Below are 20,043 nucleotides of genomic sequence, written 5' to 3'. Positions count from 1 at the left end.
GAGTCAGCAAACTTGAAATATTTTCTCATCCCTCCTCTCCCCCTCTTCCCATCTCCCTCCTCGTCTTGATCCCCCCTCTTCTTGCCCTATGTCCTCATTTCGCTCTGAACCTATTTTGTGGATACACGTCGCTGGATTGGCGACGTTGCCGATTTCATTGCTCCTGTGCTTATTGTTCCTCTCCATTGGTGAGCCGCTCTTACCAGTGTGGATGGAACTATTTTTAGTGGCTGCTATCGGCGTGATCCCGCTACTGTGGATGCAATTTCGCCGCCCATTTTATATATTTGCTATTTTGGGCGTAGCGCTCAAACCAGAAAATCTGACTGAGCAGCAACGAAAAATTCTTTGTTTAATTAATACAAATTTAAATCGCGTGTTGGCCCTTGCGACAGCAATACTATTAGTGGGGGTGCTATGGCAGATTTACCAAGTTGCGCCACTGGTGTCAAATGTTGCCAGGTTCTTACCCCAATGGCGTAGTGCGGGATTGCTGTTGGCTTCTCTAGCCTTTCTCGCCAGCAATCTATTTTTGCAAATTCCCGTGAGCATCGTTAGAGTTTTAGTGACTAATGACACAGAATTTGCAGCCATAGAACCATTACCTTTAGAAAAGATTAAGCAAGATTTCACAATTTTAGGGGTGCGGGTGAATCAAATTGTGCCCCAGTTAGTTCAGTCCCTGTTAGGGATGAACAAAGATTCCCAGGAACCCTTAAAGTCAGATCCTGAGCAGCATTAAGTAAATTATTTGCTCAAAATAGGAACGTCTATAACTTTTGCTTTTTAAACTGAGGAATGAAGAACTATGGCTCAAATTCAAGCGTCTAGCGATCGCCCATTTGCCCACGACAGCGAAATCTGGAGTAGTCTCAAATACGCGATCGCTGCTAGTTCTGGTTTCCAACGCTGGCAACTAGAACATGATACTCAATTACATGGACTGCGCTTAGAACAGCAGGTACAGCGGTATCTGCGGGAAACCTTAGAAACTTTAGCTTACTAAAAACCAAGTAAATCTGATAGGCTTACAAATTACAAAATTGACTACAAACACTCTTCCGACGCTCTCCTTTTTATTAGGGCACTGGGAGAGTTTTAAAGTATTTAGGGTTCGTGGGAGCCAGGAGACTGGGAGATTTCAAGTTCCTGAATTCTGACTCCTATCTCCTGCATTCTGACTCCTATCTCCTGAATTCTGCAAAATGAAGACTCAAACCCTCGCCAAAATAAACATGACAGTTGAGAAAGTGTAACAATTAGTAAAATCAACGCGGCTTTTTGGTCTTTTTTATTTAAGAATTTAGCTGATTGGGTGCTGATGATCCGGTATAGTTTTGCATAAGTTTGACAGCTAGACAGTTGCTAGCTTCAATCTTGTTTCAAGTACCGTCATTCAGCATTTCACAGACATAAAAAATGAAATATCGGGGTTTTCACGTTTCTGTGGCGAAACATCTTCGCTTTCTTTCTGGCAGTCACCTCAAATCTACTTCACCCTTGCCAGTGGGAATCATGGCTTTGTTGGTTGCTTCTAGTGGGTCAATTTTATTACCTGGTGCAGTAAATGCTGGTGCCACCCACCAAGACAGTATCGCTCCAACTCTCACAGCGCAAGTTCCTGTAACTGCAGCAGTGATTTACGTTAATCCCGCAACTGGTGCAGACACTGGCGCTGGTGCCTCAGCGGCTGCGCCTTACAAAACAATTACTTTCGCCCTCAGTAAAGCCCAATCTGGTACATTTATTCAATTAGCTCCTGGTAGCTATAACAAAGAAAGTGGTGAAACCTTCCCACTTTTGCTGAAACCAGGAGTGACGCTGCAGGGTGATGAATCCAGCAAAGGCCAAGGGATCTTGATTACAGGTGGAGGTTACTACACTAGTAAGACCTTTGCCAGACAGGATATTACAATTTTGGCGGAAAATGGGACAGCGATCGCCGGTCTTACTGTCACCAACCCAAATCAACGGGGTACTGGTGTATGGGTGGAATCGTCTAATCCCCTGATTAGAAACAATACTTTTACTAATAGCGTCCGAGAAGGCGTTTTTGTCACTGGTACAGGGAATCCCAAAGTTGAAAGTAACATCTTTGTGCAAAACAAAGGCAATGGGATTTCCATCGCTAAATCAGCCCAGGGAGAAATCCGGAATAACTTATTTCAGGATACCGGTTTTGGACTAGCGATCGGTGGTGCTTCCACACCCCTAATCATAGAAAACCAAATTGTCCAAAACCAAGATGGTCTTTTCATCTCCGAGACAGCCAAGCCAGTACTCCGTAAGAATGTCATTCAAAACAACAAGCGGGATGGTGTTGTCGCGACTGTTAGTGCTACTCCTGATTTAGGTACTAATGCAAGTCCTGGTGGCAATCTCATACGCAATAACACCCGTTATGATGTCAACAACTCTACCAAAACTAGCCGGATTGCTGCTGTTGGCAACGATATCGATCAGAAAAAGATTTTGGGTCAAGTAGACTTTGTCGCCGCAACTGTAGATCAACCCTCTGGTGGTGCTGTTGCCTTTAAAGATGTTCCTGCAGGCTACTGGGCAAAAGGTTACATCGAAGCTTTAGCCTCCCAAAATATTATTGCAGGGTTCCCTGATGGCAGCTTTAAACCTAATGAGCCTGTAACACGCGCTCAATTCGCCACCATTGTCACCAAAGCTTTAAAACCAGCAGCCAAACGCACAGCTATCGATTTTAAAGATGTTCAAAGCAATTTTTGGGCTTACGCTGCCATTAAATCTGCTTACCAGAGTCAATTTGTCACTGGCTATCCAGATGGTAATTTCAAACCACAGCAGCAAATTCCTAGAGTGCAGGCGTTAGTTTCCTTAGCTAATGGTTTGGGGTTAACTGCAAATAATCAGAATGTGTTGACTTTCTACAGCGATGCTGCCCAAATTCCTAATTATGCTGTTGGCCCAGTTGCTGCTGCAACGGCGCGCCAACTAGTAATTAACTATCCTACAGTCAAGCAGCTTAGTCCTAATCGTGAAGCCACTAGGGCAGAAGTTGCGGCTTTTGTTTACCAAGCACTAGTGAATGCTGGACGCGCCCCGGCAATTACTTCATCCTATTTAGTAACAGTTCCTTAAAAATAGAGACTGGGGACTGGGGAAGATATATTTCCATTCCTTCTTTGTCGGTAAACAGCCTGTGGGGGTCTATTCGTCTGTTTCATTAGTTCTCAGGGGTGAAATAATTTCGTAGTCAGGACTTTAGTCCGAGATTTTAAGCACTAAAGTGCTTACTACGAATTCATCAAAATTAATGAAACAGACCATTAGTTGGAAAATCAAAAGCGCCAATGCTAACAATTTGTTAACTTGGCGCTGTTAATAGTCTAAGTTTGATTAAACTCGGGATCTTTATGATTTAGTTGATCCCCATTAGAATTTATCTATTTATGGTCAGGGTCTTTATATTGGCTGACCCCGTTTAAACATTTTTTAGTTTCTCAGAAATTTTGGCATTTTCCAATTTCCTAATGTTTTTTTAATTTTTTCTCTCATTGATATTCCAGCTTCTAAAAAATATTGATTTTCCTTCAATAACTATAAAGTAATAGTAGTAAATAGTAATCATTACATTTATGTCTTCAGACCTTTTTACTTTGATCCCTCTATAATCATCGTTGCCGACTCTGCTCCCAGCGCCAGAGAAATACCATCAAAGCCACGATGCCTAGTTGGAGTGCTAAGTTAGGCAAGGTACTATCAAGATCTCGTCCAGCGAGTAGTTTAAAGAAAAAGATGAATGCACCGATGAAACCAGAAGCACCACAAGCAACATAGATAAATTTGCGGATACCTCGATAGGGAGCAGCAATTTCTGCTTTGAGACGAGCATATTGTTCAGGGTTGAGGCGATTTTTGGGATTTGGTTGTACCATGAGTAAGTGATGTTATAATTCTAGATTGTGTACGCCGATGTGGCTCAGTGGTAGAGCAGCTGATTCGTAATCAGCAGGCCACGGGTTCAAATCCCGTCATCGGCTTTGTGGGGATGTTGTCGTTGTAAGGTGTTATACTCTCGTTTGTGCTTCCTACTTCTGTGTGAGCGTATCTGGCAAGGGCAGCACGGAGACTTGTTAAAATACCGTTGTAATCAATTAACAAGCCATTATTTTTGCCTTCGTAGACCCGGTTTTCACGAGCGATCGCTTGATGAGAGTATGTCCTTGTAAGGGTTTATCTATATATAATGTGGCAAGGCTGGGGACATCAAAGCCTGTCAACCACATGGCGCAGACAATAGCAAGGCGGAAAGGGTGTTTTTCGTTCTTAAATTCTTCTTCTAGATTGCGACTTTTGATAATTTGACGATGGGGAATTATATCTAAACCCCAATCTTTAAAAGTTTTAACTTCATTTTGGGCTTCGCTAATCACAACTAAATATTCCGTTGACTGCAACCATTGCAAATGTTGTTGGTGTTCCACGTCCTCTTCATCACCAGCTTGTTTGACTGGAAAACCTAACCCCCTACCCCCCTCTTTCAAGGGCTATCCATTAGTCACATCGTGGTTTTTTATGCCGTAAAAGCGATGGAGAACCAGGAGTTAAGACTATTTGGAGAGGATTGCGACGATTGCATGATATCGCCGCCACCTGGAAATTAGCTCACCAGGCAGATTAGAGCAATGAGTGGGACTGTAGGGTGTACAAACACCTTTTCATCGATATGCACATGTTTATTTATCAACCTTAATTCTCCCGTATAACCGTCAAAGTCTCTACTTAATGAATTCCAGGTTTGTTAAGAAAGATGTGACTAATGGATAGCGTCTATACAACGGGGTAGTTGATGAGAACCATACCCAAATACATTCAAAACGGCGGTAATTCTTTAAGAATTGTAAAGCGAATGTGATTAATCGCCAAATCGCCAATGGGAATATCTTCTTTAGTGAGCCTTGCACCTTGACTGCTGACAGTTTCAAAGGTGACACCTTTGCCAATTTCGATGTGATACCAGCATAAACCCATAAAAAAGCGGGTGGGATAGGGACCATTGTTGCCTACGTCGTCAGGATTTGATTCCATTGGCAACCAGCCAAAACCAGGGATATAGAATTCTAGCCAGACGTGATTAAAGTCGGGTTGCAGGGGGACACCATGCTGTTCGCCATGTTGGGGGCATTTATATCTACCTACGGTGCGACAAGGAATGCCATTTAAACGACATAAAGCTAGCAAAACACCCACATACTCGCCACAGGAACCAACACCCCGTTCTAGGACGATATCGGGTGTGTCAATGTAGGGTTTAATGCCGTAGGACAACTCATCGTAGACGTAGTTGCGGATGCTGTACATTTTCCGCAGGAGGTTGGTTTCTGAACCAATAGCGTCACGGGCGGCGCGGCGGACAATGGCAGAATCCATTGCTAAGTCGTCATCATCCACCAGGTAGCGAGTTTGAAATTCTGGTAATAGTTCGGGAATATCTTCTACATCTCTGGGGGTGATGCGATATTTGATGCCTCGGACTTCTAACAGGGCTTTCCAACCAAATATATGGCGTTCACCTGGGGTGAGGGCATCAAATTTAAATACTGCCACTCTTTGCCCATCTATGACTTCTTCTGTAAACGGTACACCGATGGGTTCAACCTGTTTTAACTTTTGGCGTTCAGTGTCTGATGGTAGAGCAATCCGCCATTCTACGTCTGGTATATATACCTCTTCCAAGGGGGAGATTTCCTCGGCATAGGACATTTCGATGAGATAGCCATTGGAGAGGGCGTAGCGTTTATCTGGCTCGAAATGATAATGCAGGGGATGGATAAAAGTCCGATCGCGGTAGGTTAATTCATGATTAGGGTCAGCATTCGGATTATCCCGAATATAAGGTTCCTCATCAGCGTAGGCAATGTAAATACTTTCCTTGCCTGTTTCCGCATCTTTGTGTATGGCTATACCTGTAGGTGATTCAAAGGGTGTCAACACACTGAATTGAATTTCCCCAGTGCCTCTGTCGATGGAGTAGACTGTTTGCTCAAGGCGATCGCACACCCAAAGAGTTTCTTGACTGACTACCAAATTTTCCACACCCACCCCTGGAGCATAAAATCTGGTAATCTCTTTGCGGGTATCGCGGTCAAAAACCAGAATATAACCTAGCTTTTGGCAGCTAACATAGACTGTTGATTCCCAAACAGCAACGCCGTCAGCCGGATGGGGCAATGTAACAAAATGTTCTAAACCTAGTGACGCAAGATTGCACAAATAAACACCGTTACCACGGGTTACCCATAGCGTATCTTCCCACACGGCTAGACCTGTGGCCTCGCTAAATTCCCTGACTTGGTGGGGATTAAGGATTATGCTGTTGTCAGAGATGGGATCAATCTCCAACAAGTGCCCTTTAGCAGTATCTATCGCCAGGAGTCTATCTTTGATGAAAGCAATGCCACCCAAGGCAGCAGCACTAAGCGGTCGAATTGTTCTTTGCCCAAACATCTGACTAACGGTCATACTGGGGAGTACAAAACTCATATTAAGCATATCCATATAACCGGTTAGCACGCCTAGAATAAATTGTGGTACTTTCTGTGTGATCAAATTTCCCACTACTAATACTCAGAATTATTAGTAATTTGTATTGATTGGGACGATTATCTAAATAATAATACATAACACCACAAGAGATAAAAATTGGCAAACTTCAGGAATCACACTTACAATCATTTAGTTTGGCAATATCTCTAATGTAACTTTAGTTGATGGTTTTCCAGCCATCACTAAATTATGATCAGAGTTTGTAACCGTTTCCTGTAACCTACAAGATGTCTGCTAATTCTCTGCCTGTTCGCAAAGCGTCTCCGTCAGGAGAAGATGCCGCTGCCGTTTGGCATAATTTGGAAGTTAATAAAGCGCTAGACCTGCTTGATAGTAACGCAGACAGTGGCTTAACATCCCAAGAAGTTGAAGTGCGATCGCAAAAGTACGGCCTCAACGAACTCGAAGAACATGGTGGCCGCAGCAATTGGGAGATTCTACTAGATCAGTTCAAAAACATTATGTTGTTGATGCTGATTGGCGTCGCCCTAATTTCTGGGTTTTTAGACTTCCTGGCTTGGCAAGGAGGCACATTAAAGCCTGGTGAAGTACCATTCAAAGACACAGTCGCCATCATGGCCATTGTCATCCTCAATGGCATCCTTGGCTACGTCCAAGAAACCCGCGCCGAACAAGCCCTCGCAGCGCTGAAAAAATTAGCCTCCCCTTTGGTACGAGTACTCCGCAACGGCAAACTGTTAGAAGTAGCAGCCAAGGAACTAGTCCCAGGGGATGTGATGCTGCTGGAAGCTGGGGTGCAGATAGCTGCAGATGGGCGCTTGATTGAACAATCGAATTTGCAAGTCCGGGAGTCGGCGCTGACGGGTGAAGCGGAAGCAGTTAATAAGCAAGCCACAATAGTTTTACCTGAAGAAACAGATTTAGGCGATCGCATTAATTTAGTTTTTCAAGGTACCGAAGTCGTCCAAGGACGAGCTAAAGTTCTGGTGGCTCACACCGGGATGAAAACAGAACTAGGCAAAATTGCCGCCATGTTGCAGTCGGTGGAGAGTGAACCGACACCTCTACAGCAGCGAATGACGCAACTAGGGAATGTTCTGGTGACAGGTTCCTTAATTTTAGTAGCGATCGTTGTTGTTGGCGGTGTCATCCAGGCACGAGGCTTTGGCAACATCCAAGAACTCTTGGAAGTTTCTTTGAGTATGGCGGTGGCTGTAGTCCCAGAAGGTTTGCCAGCAGTGATCACCGTGACTCTGGCACTGGGAACTCAGCGCATGGTACGCCAACATGCCTTGATTCGCAAGCTGCCAGCGGTAGAAACTTTGGGTTCTGTGACGACTATCTGCTCAGATAAAACTGGCACCCTCACTCAGAACAAAATGGTGGTGCAGTCGGTTTATACGAACAATAAATCGTTTCGCGTCATCGGCGAAGGTTATAATCCTACAGGGGATTTTCTATCGAATGAGCAAAAAGTTGCTGTAGATGAGTATCCAGAAATCTCCGCTTTGGTTGTCGCCTGTGCTATTTGCAATGATTCAGTGTTGCAGAAAGAACAAGGAGAGTGGGCGATTCTAGGAGATCCTACAGAGGGCGCATTGTTAACCTTGGCAGGGAAAGCCGGAATTGAAAAAGACCAGTGGAGCAGTAAATTACCAAGAGTCGCTGAGTTCCCCTTTTCTTCAGAACGCAAGCGGATGAGCGTGATTGCTCAGGTGGAGGCAGTCGCATCAGGGACATCACCCATAGCAGATGTTGATCCAGTAATTGCTGGCTTTCTGCAATCTGAAAATTACTTGATGTTTACCAAAGGTTCACCAGAGTTAACCCTGGCGCGTTGCACTCAGATTCATTTGGGCGATCGCTCAGTCCCTCTGACAGAAGCACAGCGGAGTCAAATTCTGGCAGAAAACGATATCATGGCCAGTAAGGGTTTGCGAGTGCTAGGATTTGCCTATAAACCCCTCTCGGAAATCCCCCCAGCAGGGTCTGAAGAGACATCCGAGGATGACTTGGTGTGGTTGGGATTAGTGGGCATGTTAGACGCGCCACGTCCGGAGGTGAGGGCAGCAGTTCAAGAGTGCCGCGAAGCTGGGATTCGCCCCGTGATGATCACAGGTGATCACCAACTAACAGCCAGAGCGATCGCTACTGATTTAGGTATTGCCGAAAAAGATGCTCGTGTGCTGACAGGTCAAGAATTACAGCGGATGAGTGACCAAGAACTAGAAGAGCAAGTTGACCTGGTAAGTGTTTATGCACGGGTTTCTCCAGAACACAAATTAAGAATTGTCCAAGCACTGCAACGCCGGGGCAGATTTGTCGCTATGACAGGCGATGGCGTCAACGATGCCCCCGCCCTCAAACAAGCGGATATTGGCATCGCTATGGGCATCACAGGCACTGATGTCAGCAAAGAAGCCAGCGACATGGTGCTATTAGATGACAACTTCGCGACGATTGTGGCTGCCACCAAAGAAGGTAGAGTTGTTTACACCAACATCCGCCGCTTTATTAAATACATCCTGGGTAGTAACATTGGCGAAGTGCTAACCATTGCCGCCGCGCCTTTAATTGGCTTGGGAGGCGTTCCCCTCACACCTTTACAGATTCTCTGGATGAACTTGGTGACAGATGGTTTACCCGCCCTAGCATTGGCTGTGGAACCCCCAGAACCAGATGTAATGAAGCGTCCCCCCTTCAGTCCCCGCGAAAGTATTTTCGCTAGGGGGTTGGGTGCTTATTTGATTCGTCTGGGGATTGTCTTTGCCATTATCTCAATTGCCTTGATGGCATGGGCTTACAACCATACCCATGCTGCTGGGTATCAAGGCGATCGCGATGCGTGGAAGACAATGGTATTTACTACCCTGTGTATAGCGCAAATGGGTCATGCGATCGCCATTCGCTCTAATAACCAATTGACCATCGAGATGAATCCCTTTTCCAATCTTTTTGTTTTAGGGGCTGTGGTGGTGACAACCATTTTGCAACTCATGCTAGTGTACGTACCACCCCTGCGCGAATTCTTTGGCACACATTGGCTGAGTCTAGAAGAATTGGGAGTTTGTATTGGCTTTAGTGCTTTGTTGTTTGTTTGGGTGGAATTAGAGAAGTTATTCTTCCGCTTTATGGGCAAAAGGACTGTGTGATCGGGCATTGGGCATTAGTCAGGAGTCAAGAGTCAAGAGTCAAGAGTCAAGGATCATCACTTATTTCTCCCTGCCCCCTGCCCCCTGCCCCCTGCTTCCTAAATATGTATCTCCAAAACATCCACCTCCGACAGTTTCGCAATTACAAAGACCAAAGGGTTGATTTTACTGCTGCCAAAACGATTTTGGTCGGCAATAATGCTCAGGGAAAGTCCAATTTGTTGGAGGCGGTGGAGTTGTTGGCGACATTGCGATCGCACCGCATATCACGCGATCGCGATTTAGTCCAAGAAGGGGAAGACATCGCTCAAATTAATGCCACTCTAGAGCGAGAAGCTGGTGTCAGCGACCTAACTTTAACCATCCGTCGCAATGGCCGCCGCAGCGTTGCCATTAATGGCGAGTCTGTGCGCCGTCAAATGGACTTTCTCGGCGTTCTCAATGCAGTCCAGTTTTCTAGTTTAGATTTAGATTTGGTGCGTGGTGGCCCGGAAGGTCGTCGTCATTGGCTAGATACGCTCTTAATCCAACTTGAACCTGTTTATGCTCATATTTTGCAGCAATATAATCAGGTTTTGCGACAGCGCAATGCTTTTTTGAAACAAAACCAAGACTCAGCACCCAGCACTCAGCACTCAGAACTGGCTCTGTGGGATGCACAATTAGCCACCACTGGGACAAGGGTAATTAGAAGACGCGATCGCGCCATCCAGCGATTGGCTCCCATTGCTACAGCTTGGCACGCTAGCATTAGCGGTAGTACAGAGGTTCTCCAAGTCAATTACTCACCAAATGTTCCCTTAGAACAAAACCATCCAGAAGAATTACAGCAAGCTTTTTTCACAAAAATTCAACAGCGAGCCGTTGCTGAACTCCACCGAGGTACGACTCTTGTCGGCCCCCATCGTGATGAAATAGAGTTGTTCATTAACCAGACACCCGCTCGTCAATACGGTTCCCAAGGTCAGCAAAGAACTCTGGTACTAGCCTTAAAATTAGCAGAATTACAACTGATAGAAGAAGTAGTGGGAGAACCACCACTGCTACTACTGGATGATGTTTTAGCAGAATTAGACCCATCCCGGCAAAATCAATTACTTGATGCTATTCAAGACCGCTTTCAAACTTTAATTACTACAACTCACTTGGGTGCTTTCGATTCCCAGTGGTTGAAGTCTTCACAAATTCTTACGGTTAATCTGGGAGAAATATCATTAGCAGATGCTTTTTAGTAAATTGATGGGAACTCAGAAGCCTGAATTTGTATTTTTAAAGTAGGGTGGGCAATGCCCACCAAAAACCTTATCATATAGGCAGCACTTACCTTACAGATATTAATAGAAAACCCTAATATAAGACTAGTATTTAATTTTTGAAATACACGTAGGGTGGGCAATGTCTAGGCTGTTGACTCTGAGGGTTTTCAGCCCAAAATGCATCATACAAAATAATATTCGTAGTTGACGTTCTCATCAGGGCACGGCAGTGCCGATGCCCCTACGGTAAACACAAAAATTGCATGATAATTTTTAGTTAATTTCGTACAAAGTCAACACCCTAGGCATTTCCCACCCTACTTATGCAATAGGAATTTATGAATTTTAAATTGGTATCAAATATGTCTTATAGAGATAAAGTTTTAGATAAAAATGAGATTGCATCACTAGGTGCATCACTACGAGAAATTCAGCAAAAGCTACTTAAACAAGGCTATAAAACGGGTGTAAGCAGAATGTGGTTCCAAGGAGAAGAACCTTATTTTGATGTTTTCTTTGAATTAAAGGATGATGAAATATTATGGTTTCAATTTACATTCCGGGGGAAATCACTTTCTTGGAATGGGAAAAACCCAGGATTGCAAACAGGTACTACTAATGAATTAAATTTTGATGATACCAGCTTTTATGCAGCTAGTAAAACTATCGAAAATGATATTCAAACCAATTGGGAATTTATCAATTTAGTAAAACTAATTCTCCAAGTTAGGGCAGAAGAACCTATCTTTGCTAAAGCACTAAAATTATTCGACTAAGTAAGTCGGCACAATACTTCTCTTCGAGAGGCTACGCCCTAAGCGTAGCTGTGCCGCAGGCTTTACGACAGAGCTTCAGTAACCTAAAAGCAAACTGTGTGAAAAAAAGTAACCAAGGCTCAGACCCTTCTACCTATTGCCTATTGCCTAATCCCACCGACAATTATTGACGCCGAGTTACTTAATGGCGTTTTTCTAATTTTTTAAACACATTCAGAACTACAAAAGTTAGTGAAGCGCCAATTAATCCTAATTGCCACAAGCCACATCCTGCAGCAATTCCTAGAGCAGCTGAAACCCAAACAGCTGCGGCTGAGGTCAGTCCGTGAATTTTGAGTTCCTGTGATTCTTGGGAAGATTGGCGGAAAATTTCGCCAGCACCGAGAAATCCCACGCCAGCTGCAATACCTTGAATCACGCGGCTGATAGCGTCAACACTGGGTTGTGAACCACTCGTTTGCAGCGGTATTAGAGTAAACAGGGCAGAACCAAGACTGACCAGCATGTGAGTTCTTAAACCCGCCGGTTTATGACTAATTTGACGTTCTACGCCGATAATAGCCCCAATCAGCAAGGCAATGCATAGCCTAAAGATAATGTTCAGCCAATCATTGGGTGAAAAGTAGTAGGTAGTTAACAATGCTGGAATTTAGGATGAATAGGCTTATATCATATAGCAATCCGATTTAATTGTTAAATCTCTCGTAGAGACAGGGAACGGGGAAAAACTATCAACTGACAACAACAAATTGAGTGGACAAACTCTATTGGCTTGACCAAATTAAACTGCAAGACCGCACCAAAGTAGGTGACAAAGCGTTTTACTTAAGCAGAATCATGCAGCGTGGCTACCCAGTGATACCCGGTTTTGTAGTTGGTGCTGATGTTTTGCGGCAATTTTTAGAGACTCTCAACAGTTCAGAGTCATTAGTGGCTGACTTACCACATTCTTCGTTGCATTTGGATGTAACTAATTGGCGTCAACTTCAGCAGGTAGCTGGTCGCTTGCGTCAGGAGATTATTACTGCTGATATACCAGAGCATTGGGTGAGTACAATTTTCCATGCAACTCAAGAATGGGAAACTAGCTGTTTGATTTTGCGCCCGACTTTAGCGCTACCGACTACGGTGCAGGGGGTGGGAAATATCTCTGGGTTGTTGGAGTCTGTTTTTTGTTATTGTGATGAGAAAGCGATCGCCCAAGCTTTAAAGCAGACTTGGAGTCAGCTATTTCGTGCCAGAAGTCTACTATATTGGCAGCAAGCCGGAATTAACTTGCAAAAAGTTAATTTAGCAGTGTTAGTGCAACCCGTGCAAAGTGCGATCGCTAGTGGCCGACTCCACGCCAAGTCCTCCGGTTGGGAAATTGAAGCCACTTGCGGATTAGGAATGGCGATCGCTAATGGTGAAGTGCAGCCAGATGTTTACTATATCCAACGGGAAACTGGGGTTGTTTTAGAGCAACAACTGGGTAATAAAATCCTCGCTTATCGTGTTGACGGGCCAGCATCAGTAGGCCATTTACAACCAGTGTCTCAATCACTGCTAACACTAGATCATACTTGTCTGGTTACTCACCTACTTGAGGAAAGCCAACAAAAACAGTACGCTTTACAAGCAGAATACCTGCAACAAGTAATTGTTTTAGGGAATCAGCTTGTGAGTGAACTAGGTAAAAATTTTACCGTCGAGTGGACGATCTCTCAACAAAACCCAGCCCCTAAGCTAACAATTACACAAGTTAGCATCCCCCAGTCGGCAATTCCCAATGCACAAATTATCAAGGGATTAGGGGCATCTGGGGGACATGTGACAGCGACAGCTCATGTGATTGCCAATGCTCAACACAACCCAGAACAAATACCCAAGGGAGCGATTTTAGTAGCAAAAGCGATCGCTCCTGAATGGTTGCCGTTCTTACAACAAGTGGCTGGTATTATTACAGAGCAGGGAGGCTTAACCAGCCATGCAGCAATTCTGGCGAGAGAATTAGGTATTCCAGCAGTGGTAAGTGCTACGGATGTCACAGCCTTAATTCAAATCGGTGAACGACTACAGGTAGATGGCGATCGCGGAGAAGTTTATCGCCTCAAAGCAGATCACGAAGAAGAGAAGGATAGCTCACCACAAAATTCTTTCCATTCTTCTACAACACCATCTTTTCAGCTTCCTCAACAGATGATTGCGACTCAACTGCTAGTGAATCTCAGCCAATCTAGCTTAATTGAGCGAGTGCAAAGTTGGCCTGTGGATGGGGTGGGGTTGTTACGTTCAGAATTGATGGCTCTATCGATTCTAGAAGGACAACATCCTCAAAGTTGGTTCGCCAGTGGGCGACAAGCAGAATTGTTAGAGCTATGGTCTGCTAAGATTATGCAGTTTGCCCGTGCTTTTGCACCACGACCAGTTTTTTATCGGTCTTTGGATTGGCGATCGCAAGAATTACCATCACTTACCAATCATCTCGCACCTGCATCACATTCTGTTCTAGGTGAACGTGGCACCTTCAGCTATTTATTAAATCCAGCGGTGTTTGATCTGGAACTGTCCGCCTTAGTGGCTGTACAAAAAGCCGGCTATACCAATATCAGTCTATTGTTGCCTTTCGTGCGTAGCGTCGAAGAGTTTACGATTTGCCGACACAAAGTTGAGCAAGCAGGGTTAACCCAAGTACCCCAGTTTCAACTGTGGATGATGGCAGAAGTACCTAGTGTGCTATTTTTGTTACCAGAATATGTGAAAGCTGGTGTACGGGGAATTTCTATTGGGACAAATGACCTGACTCAACTATTGCTAGGAGTAGATCGAGAGCAAAGACAACTAGCAAGCGTATTTAATGAAATGCATCCAGCAGTCATGGGTGCGATCGCGCAACTCATTCAAATGTCCCAAGCCGCCGGGATTCCCTGTTCAATCTGCGGTCAAGCACCAACACTGTACCCCGAAATGATTGATCAGTTAGTGAAATGGGGCATTAGTTCAATTTCCGTAGAACCAGAAGCAGTTGAGCGGACATATCAAGCGATCGCCCGTGCCGAAAAACGTCTCATCTTGGCAGCCGCTCGCCATCAACTTGAGGGATTATAATCTCCGTATCGGAAAATTGCCACTGCTGATGCGCCATTTGGCATTTTTTCCGGACTCACTGCGTAGACTGTACCGCCATTTAATAGCGTATGGATAGCAGCAAAATCTAACATATCTTCATCATCTGCTGCTGCTTCTGAATGTAAATCAACAGTCATTGCATCTGGATCAAATTTGCCCCAAATTTGCTGCCCTACACAGACAAACAAAGAATCAATTCTTTGGTAATAAGCAGCAGGAATTATTTCTTTGATATTACTAGTAGCTTTGCCAGTACCCTCTCCAGCTAGCTGCTGATAAAGCTCCATTGCTTCTTGTTCTGACTGATGAAACAGCGGTTCCACAATCTGCCAAGCTTGCTCATGCAATACTTGTGGCTGAATAAATTCGGGATTGCCATTAATGCCGGACTCAAGCAAATGAGCATAAGTATTTGCCTCTCGATAAATAGGGAACAAATACTCAACTGCTGCCAATATCAAAGGTGCTATTTGCTCCCGTAATTTCTCATGTAATGCGCCATCAACAGCGTGACAAAATTGCAGGATATCGTCTTGATGTTTATCTCTGTCGGGACTACCCTGTCCGTGAAATTCACCTGGTTGCTGACCTCTAGATGTAGAGATTCGGTGCTGTACCCCTTTTTGAATATCATCTTCTTGAAGCACCTCTTCTAGGTTTTTAGGCATATTGTCTACTTCCACCTCATTCAGGCTGTAGCGCATTCCCTCAAAAAATCTTACATCCTTTTGACTGAAAGCTAAGACATAAAATTTTCCATCATTTTGGATTACATGCAGCAATGGTTGGAGATAGAATTTATTACTAACAACTACTAACTCTGGCAACTCGATCGGCAGACAATAATAGCGAAACACTTGAGGAGAAATAAAAATTACCAATCCGTGGTCTTGTTGTTCCCAAAAATCGCTTTGATCAAGTTTCATAGCTGGCTGTAGAAAATTTAGCACCTCAGTGTGGCGCATCCCAGTATCATCTAGGCGTTGTTCAGCTTCACGGATTAAATTTTTAAAGCGAATTGGATTTTGTCGAATCTGTAACCCAGCTTTTTGCGTGGGCATATATAGAGAAATAGAGGGGCTTTGGCGACTTTCTACTAAAGTTTTGAGTTCATCAATAGATAATATTGCCATATGATTAAACTCCTAATCAAATCAATTAAATCTCGTCATTTATAGGATTCATACTTAAAATTTGAAATATCCGTAGTAGGGTGGGCATACCACCACTCAAGGTTTTTTTGCTACATAGCCTACCCTACAGATACTTTAATTTTTCCAAAAATCAAATCGGATTCCTATAGATTTATTGAAAAACATTAATAGCAAAACGGCATCTTTCTTTTGACAAAAAATTACCCGCTGCCTACTCCCTACTTGAGATGGAGATACCAGCGGGTATAAAATTGGACGGCAATTAAATGATACTAATTAGAAAAAAGCAGGCAACAGCTATCTATCTACAGAACCCATGATGACGTCAATACTGCCGAGAATAACCACAACGTCTGCTACCTTCATTCCTCGTAGTAAATGAGGGAGAATTTGCAGGTTGTTGAAATCTGCAGCGCGGATTTTCCACCGTGTGGGGAAGACGTTATCATCGCCGACCATATAAATTCCTAGCTCGCCTTTACCGCTTTCTACACGAGCGTAAATTTCACCTTTGGGAATTTTAAAGGAGGGGGAAACTTTCTTACCAATGTATTGGTAATCAAAAGCATCCCATTCTGATTTTTTACCTGCAGCTAAACGCTTGGCTTCTAGGTTTTCATAAGGGCCGCCGGGAAGTCCTTTAAGTGCTTGACGAAGAATTTTCACAGATTCGCGCATTTCCCGCATCCGCACCGCGTAACGGGCAAAGCAATCACCGGCGGTTTCCCACTGCACTTCCCAGTCGAAATCGTCGTAACATTCGTAGTGGTCTACTTTCCGCAAATCCCACTGCACGCCAGAAGCGCGTAGCATCGGGCCAGAAAGTCCCCAGTTAATTGCTTCTTCACGGGTGATAGTGCCAATTCCTTCAATCCGCCGCCGGAAGATGGGGTTATTGGTAACTAACTTTTCGTATTCATCAATTTTGGGTGGTAAGTAGTCGCAGAATTCTAAACACTTATCGACCCAACCATAAGGTAAATCAGCAGCTACACCGCCGACGCGGAAGTAGTTGTTGTTTACCATCCGATAACCAGTGGCAGCTTCCCATAAATCATAAATCATCTCCCGTTCACGGAATTGATAGAAGAAGGGAGTTTGAGCGCCCACGTCAGCGAGGAATGGCCCAAACCACAGCAAGTGGTTGGCGATGCGGTTCAATTCCAACATGATGACGCGGATGTAGCTGGCGCGTTTAGGAATAGCGACGCCTGCTAGTTTTTCTGGGGCGTTGACTGTGACTGCTTCGTTGAACATCCCCGCTGCGTAGTCCCAGCGACTGACGTAGGGGACGTACATAATTGTGGTGCGGTTTTCGGCGATTTTTTCCATTCCCCGGTGCAGGTAGCCAATTACCGGTTCACAATCAATGACATCCTCACCGTCCAGGGTGACAATTAGCCGCAGAACGCCGTGCATTGAGGGATGGTGCGGTCCCATGTTTAGCACCATAGGTTCTGTGCGGGTTTCTATTCTTGCCATAAATTTTCAGTGTTCTCCCGTTCATGAAAAATGTGATTTGAACCGCGTAGATGCCAACCAGAACCAATTTGTCGTGTCTACCAAAATAAGCTTCATTGGGATAATACAAGAATTGTCCCTACAGGGGTATGTTGGAGAGAAGATGGTAGCAGAGGGTTTTGGTTGATGTTTCATCAAACAAGGGAACAGGGGAGCCACTGCGGTCTTGAGGAAACCCCAAGTGGAGCAAGTGGCCTAGCAGGGAACAGAATTTCCGATTACAATCCGCTATCCGGGAGTAATAGACCTCCACTTATATAAGTAGTAGGTTTCGGTTGGGGATTTAATCCCCTCTTCGCTACGCCCTGTTGCTTGTTGCCCGTTAAGAGTTCCCTTATTATTTTGTTGCACTTCTTCAATTATTATATGGAAGCCCGATATTCAAAGGATTGAAGCACCCGAATTTTTTCTTTATGGTTATCCAAAACTGGACTAATGCCTAGGGAGGGAAAAAACGGGACTGTTCAAGATTTTACCTATACTTCGACTGCGCCCTTCTCCTTGGGAGACGCTAACGCGTAGCTTGCTTCCCCGGAGGGGTATGGCTACGCTCAGGACAAGCTCAGTACAAGTGCCCCATTATCTATACCCCATTCCCCAATTTAAAAATGAAATCAGATTCACAAACACCGCTTGATTCAGCAGAATCTACTTTTTCGCACATTCCCGTGTTGAGTCGGGAGGTAGTTGAGGGTTTGGCGGTACATCCTGGGGGACATTATTTAGATGCGACGGTAGGTGGTGGTGGTCACAGTCGCCTGATTTTAGATGCTGCTGCGAATGTCTGCTTAACAGCGATTGACCAAGATGAGGATGCTTTAGTCGCTGCACAGAAGTATTTAGCTGAGTATGGGGAGCGTGTAAAATTTGTCCACAGCAACTTTGCTGCTTACAAGTTCCCTCTTAGCGCTTTCGACGGGATTATCGCTGATTTAGGGGTGAGTTCTTACCATTTGGATACGCCAGAACGGGGTTTTAGCTTTCGCCACACTGCCAGTCTGGATATGCGAATGGACAAAAGGCGATCGCTCACAGCATCGGATGTCATTAATGGGTGGGATGAGGCGGAATTAGCGGATATTTTCTTTAAATACGGTGAAGAACGACTATCACGACGCATTGCTAGACGGATTGTGGAAAGAAGACCGTTAAATACGACTGTTGAGTTGGCCTCTGCGATCGCTTCTGCTGTTCCTCCTAAATACCGTTATGGGAGAATTCACCCCGCTACTCGTGTTTTTCAGGCTCTGCGAATTGTCATCAACGACGAGTTAAAATCTTTAGAAACCTTTATAGAACAAGCACCAAATGCTCTTGTTCCTGGTGGACGAATTGCGATTATCAGTTTTCACAGCCTAGAAGACCGCATTGTGAAGCATAGTTTAAGAAATTCACCTTTGCTGAGAGTATTGACTAAAAAGCCAATTACTGCAACTGAAGAGGAAATTGTGAATAATGGGCGATCGCGATCGGCTAAATTGAGAATAGCCCAGAGGAAGGAGGGATGAGGAAGTGGGGTAGTAAGAAAGATGAGGGAGAAATTATCCTTGACTCTTGACTCTTAACTCTTGACTCTTGACCAATTCTTTATGAAAACAGACGCGATTTTTTATAAACTCTTTCAGGAATTTCCTGATATTTTTTTTGAACTAATCGGAAAACCAGAGATTAATACCAATCTCTACGAATTTCAAAGCCAAGAAATCAAAGAAACAAGCTTCCGCTTAGATGGGATATTTTTAACATTAGAAAGTTTGCCTAACGAACCAATTTATTTTGTAGAAGTCCAATGTTACAAAGACAAACTCTTTTACGACCGATTTTTAACGAGTATTATTCTCTACTTTTACCAGTATCAACCATCTAATCCTGATTGGTATGCTATAGTAATATTTGATACTCGCGCTAACGATGTAGACTTTCCTCAGCGTCTTAATTGTTTCCGAGAATCGCATTTACGCTGCTTTTATCTCGATGAAATAGGAGACGCATCAAATCAATCATTGGGATTGGGAATTCTGCAGCTAATTGTTGAAGGCAAGCAAAAAGCACAAGAATTAGTGAAGCAACTAGTTAATCAAGCTAGACTAGAAGTGAATGATGCCGCTATTCAAAGAAAAGTTTTAGAATTGATAGAAGCAATTCTTGTCAATAAGTTTCCTAATTTGAGCCGAGAGGAGATCAAAGAAATGTTAAGTATGGAATTAATCAAGGGTACGAGAGTATATCAAGAGTTGAAAGAAGAGGCTAGGGAAGAAGTTAAGCAAGAAGTCAAAGAAGAAGTTAAGCAAGAAGTCAAAGAAGAAGTTAAGCAAGAAGTCAAAGAAGAAGTTAAGCAAGAAGTCAAAGAAGAAGTTAAGCAAGAAGTCAAAGAAGAAATGCTCAGAAAACTTCTACAACGGGGAATGAGCGTACAAGAAGTAGCTGAGATATTTGAGTTGGATGTGGAATTTATTTCACGCTTGACAAATAACTAAAAAAACACCCGATTTGATGCTTTTCTTATAGCTTTAAGCTGACATCACAACTCTGGACA

15 protein-coding genes and 1 tRNA gene are annotated in these 20,043 nt (G+C 44.1%); 10 read left to right on the top strand and 6 right to left on the bottom strand.

Features of this window, described 5'->3' with window-relative positions; genetic code table 11:
• Nucleotides 1-88: 88 nt before the first annotated feature.
• The 3 genes from CAL7507_RS09495 (at nucleotide 89) to CAL7507_RS09485 (ending at nucleotide 3,111) form a co-directional block, all read left to right on the top strand.
• Entirely contained in the window at nucleotides 89-742 is a 654-nt protein-coding gene (locus CAL7507_RS09495) for a low-complexity tail membrane protein (protein WP_015128244.1), read from the top strand.
• Nucleotides 743-808: 66 nt separating this feature from the next.
• Complete coding sequence (locus CAL7507_RS09490; protein WP_015128243.1) at nucleotides 809-1,006, top strand: hypothetical protein; 198 nt, start codon at nucleotides 809-811, stop codon at nucleotides 1,004-1,006.
• 413 nt (nucleotides 1,007-1,419) lie between these two features.
• Entirely contained in the window at nucleotides 1,420-3,111 is a 1,692-nt protein-coding gene (locus CAL7507_RS09485; protein WP_015128242.1) for a DUF1565 domain-containing protein, read from the top strand.
• Between the two features lie 533 nt (nucleotides 3,112-3,644).
• On the opposite strand, the gene CAL7507_RS09480 is transcribed toward CAL7507_RS09485, so the two are convergent.
• Nucleotides 3,645-3,908, bottom strand: a complete 264-nt coding sequence (locus CAL7507_RS09480; RefSeq protein WP_015128241.1) for a DUF3493 domain-containing protein — start codon at nucleotides 3,906-3,908, stop codon at nucleotides 3,645-3,647.
• A 33-nt stretch (nucleotides 3,909-3,941) separates the two neighbouring features.
• Here CAL7507_RS09480 and CAL7507_RS09475 point away from each other — a divergent pair.
• Nucleotides 3,942-4,013 (top strand) — tRNA-Thr (locus CAL7507_RS09475).
• Nucleotides 4,014-4,127: 114 nt separating this feature from the next.
• Here the strand turns inward: CAL7507_RS09475 and CAL7507_RS09470 are convergent.
• Nucleotides 4,128-4,457, bottom strand: a complete 330-nt coding sequence (locus tag CAL7507_RS09470) for a hypothetical protein (protein WP_201447880.1) — start codon at nucleotides 4,455-4,457, stop codon at nucleotides 4,128-4,130.
• 388 nt (nucleotides 4,458-4,845) lie between these two features.
• On the bottom strand, nucleotides 4,846-6,516 hold the full coding sequence (locus CAL7507_RS09465) for a transglutaminase domain-containing protein (RefSeq protein ID WP_042342009.1): 1,671 nt from the start codon (nucleotides 6,514-6,516) through the stop codon (nucleotides 4,846-4,848).
• 290 nt (nucleotides 6,517-6,806) lie between these two features.
• Between CAL7507_RS09465 and CAL7507_RS09460 the strand changes: the two genes are divergently transcribed.
• The 3 genes from CAL7507_RS09460 to CAL7507_RS09450 all read left to right on the top strand — a co-directional run bounded on the left by CAL7507_RS09460 (nucleotide 6,807) and on the right by CAL7507_RS09450 (nucleotide 11,724).
• Complete coding sequence (locus CAL7507_RS09460; RefSeq protein ID WP_015128239.1) at nucleotides 6,807-9,692, top strand: cation-translocating P-type ATPase; 2,886 nt, start codon at nucleotides 6,807-6,809, stop codon at nucleotides 9,690-9,692.
• A gap of 104 nt (nucleotides 9,693-9,796) precedes the next feature.
• Nucleotides 9,797-10,924 (top strand): DNA replication/repair protein RecF, encoded by a 1,128-nt coding sequence (recF, locus tag CAL7507_RS09455; protein WP_015128238.1) that lies wholly within the window; start codon nucleotides 9,797-9,799, stop codon nucleotides 10,922-10,924.
• 362 nt (nucleotides 10,925-11,286) lie between these two features.
• Nucleotides 11,287-11,724, top strand: a complete 438-nt coding sequence (locus CAL7507_RS09450) for a hypothetical protein (RefSeq protein WP_015128237.1) — start codon at nucleotides 11,287-11,289, stop codon at nucleotides 11,722-11,724.
• Between the two features lie 181 nt (nucleotides 11,725-11,905).
• Here the strand turns inward: CAL7507_RS09450 and CAL7507_RS09445 are convergent, their stop codons facing one another.
• On the bottom strand, nucleotides 11,906-12,364 hold the full coding sequence (locus CAL7507_RS09445) for an MgtC/SapB family protein (RefSeq protein ID WP_015128236.1): 459 nt from the start codon (nucleotides 12,362-12,364) through the stop codon (nucleotides 11,906-11,908).
• A 113-nt stretch (nucleotides 12,365-12,477) separates the two neighbouring features.
• Between CAL7507_RS09445 and CAL7507_RS09440 the strand changes: the two genes are divergently transcribed.
• Nucleotides 12,478-14,811, top strand: a complete 2,334-nt coding sequence (locus CAL7507_RS09440) for a putative PEP-binding protein (RefSeq protein ID WP_015128235.1) — start codon at nucleotides 12,478-12,480, stop codon at nucleotides 14,809-14,811.
• Here CAL7507_RS09440 and CAL7507_RS09435 read toward each other — a convergent pair.
• The gene (locus CAL7507_RS09435) at nucleotides 14,793-15,965 is read right to left on the bottom strand and encodes a hypothetical protein (RefSeq protein WP_015128234.1); all 1,173 of its coding nucleotides are present in this window, start codon (nucleotides 15,963-15,965) and stop codon (nucleotides 14,793-14,795) included. The two genes, CAL7507_RS09440 and CAL7507_RS09435, sit on opposite strands and share 19 nt — an antisense overlap.
• A 318-nt stretch (nucleotides 15,966-16,283) precedes the next feature.
• Nucleotides 16,284-17,468, bottom strand: a complete 1,185-nt coding sequence (locus CAL7507_RS09430) for an NAD(P)H-quinone oxidoreductase subunit H (RefSeq protein ID WP_015128233.1) — start codon at nucleotides 17,466-17,468, stop codon at nucleotides 16,284-16,286.
• A gap of 647 nt (nucleotides 17,469-18,115) precedes the next feature.
• On the opposite strand from CAL7507_RS09430, the gene rsmH reads away from it, so the two are divergent.
• Together rsmH and CAL7507_RS09420 are read left to right on the top strand one after the other, a co-directional pair.
• The gene (gene rsmH / locus CAL7507_RS09425) at nucleotides 18,116-19,015 is read left to right on the top strand and encodes a 16S rRNA (cytosine(1402)-N(4))-methyltransferase RsmH (RefSeq protein ID WP_015128232.1); all 900 of its coding nucleotides are present in this window, start codon (nucleotides 18,116-18,118) and stop codon (nucleotides 19,013-19,015) included.
• 81 nt (nucleotides 19,016-19,096) lie between these two features.
• On the top strand, nucleotides 19,097-19,984 hold the full coding sequence (locus CAL7507_RS09420; protein ID WP_015128231.1) for an Rpn family recombination-promoting nuclease/putative transposase: 888 nt from the start codon (nucleotides 19,097-19,099) through the stop codon (nucleotides 19,982-19,984).
• The last annotated feature ends 59 nt before the right edge of the window (nucleotides 19,985-20,043 follow it).

This window comes from Calothrix sp. PCC 7507 (genome assembly GCF_000316575.1).
Classification (GTDB): domain Bacteria; phylum Cyanobacteriota; class Cyanobacteriia; order Cyanobacteriales; family Nostocaceae; genus Fortiea.
This window is presented reverse-complemented; position numbering and strand designations above follow the sequence as displayed.

Coding starts and splice junctions, on each gene's coding strand:
- CAL7507_RS09480 (WP_015128241.1), bottom strand. CDS start 3,908: ATGGTACAACCAAATCCCAAAAATCGCCTCAACCCTGAACAATATGCT.
- CAL7507_RS09495 (WP_015128244.1), top strand. CDS start 89: ATGTCCTCATTTCGCTCTGAACCTATTTTGTGGATACACGTCGCTGGA.
- CAL7507_RS09490 (WP_015128243.1), top strand. CDS start 809: ATGGCTCAAATTCAAGCGTCTAGCGATCGCCCATTTGCCCACGACAGC.
- CAL7507_RS09465 (WP_042342009.1), bottom strand. CDS start 6,516: ATGAGTTTTGTACTCCCCAGTATGACCGTTAGTCAGATGTTTGGGCAA.
- CAL7507_RS09420 (WP_015128231.1), top strand. CDS start 19,097: ATGAAAACAGACGCGATTTTTTATAAACTCTTTCAGGAATTTCCTGAT.
- rsmH (WP_015128232.1), top strand. CDS start 18,116: ATGAAATCAGATTCACAAACACCGCTTGATTCAGCAGAATCTACTTTT.
- CAL7507_RS09430 (WP_015128233.1), bottom strand. CDS start 17,468: ATGGCAAGAATAGAAACCCGCACAGAACCTATGGTGCTAAACATGGGA.
- CAL7507_RS09435 (WP_015128234.1), bottom strand. CDS start 15,965: ATGGCAATATTATCTATTGATGAACTCAAAACTTTAGTAGAAAGTCGC.
- CAL7507_RS09485 (WP_015128242.1), top strand. CDS start 1,420: ATGAAATATCGGGGTTTTCACGTTTCTGTGGCGAAACATCTTCGCTTT.
- recF (WP_015128238.1), top strand. CDS start 9,797: ATGTATCTCCAAAACATCCACCTCCGACAGTTTCGCAATTACAAAGAC.
- CAL7507_RS09450 (WP_015128237.1), top strand. CDS start 11,287: ATGAATTTTAAATTGGTATCAAATATGTCTTATAGAGATAAAGTTTTA.
- CAL7507_RS09460 (WP_015128239.1), top strand. CDS start 6,807: ATGTCTGCTAATTCTCTGCCTGTTCGCAAAGCGTCTCCGTCAGGAGAA.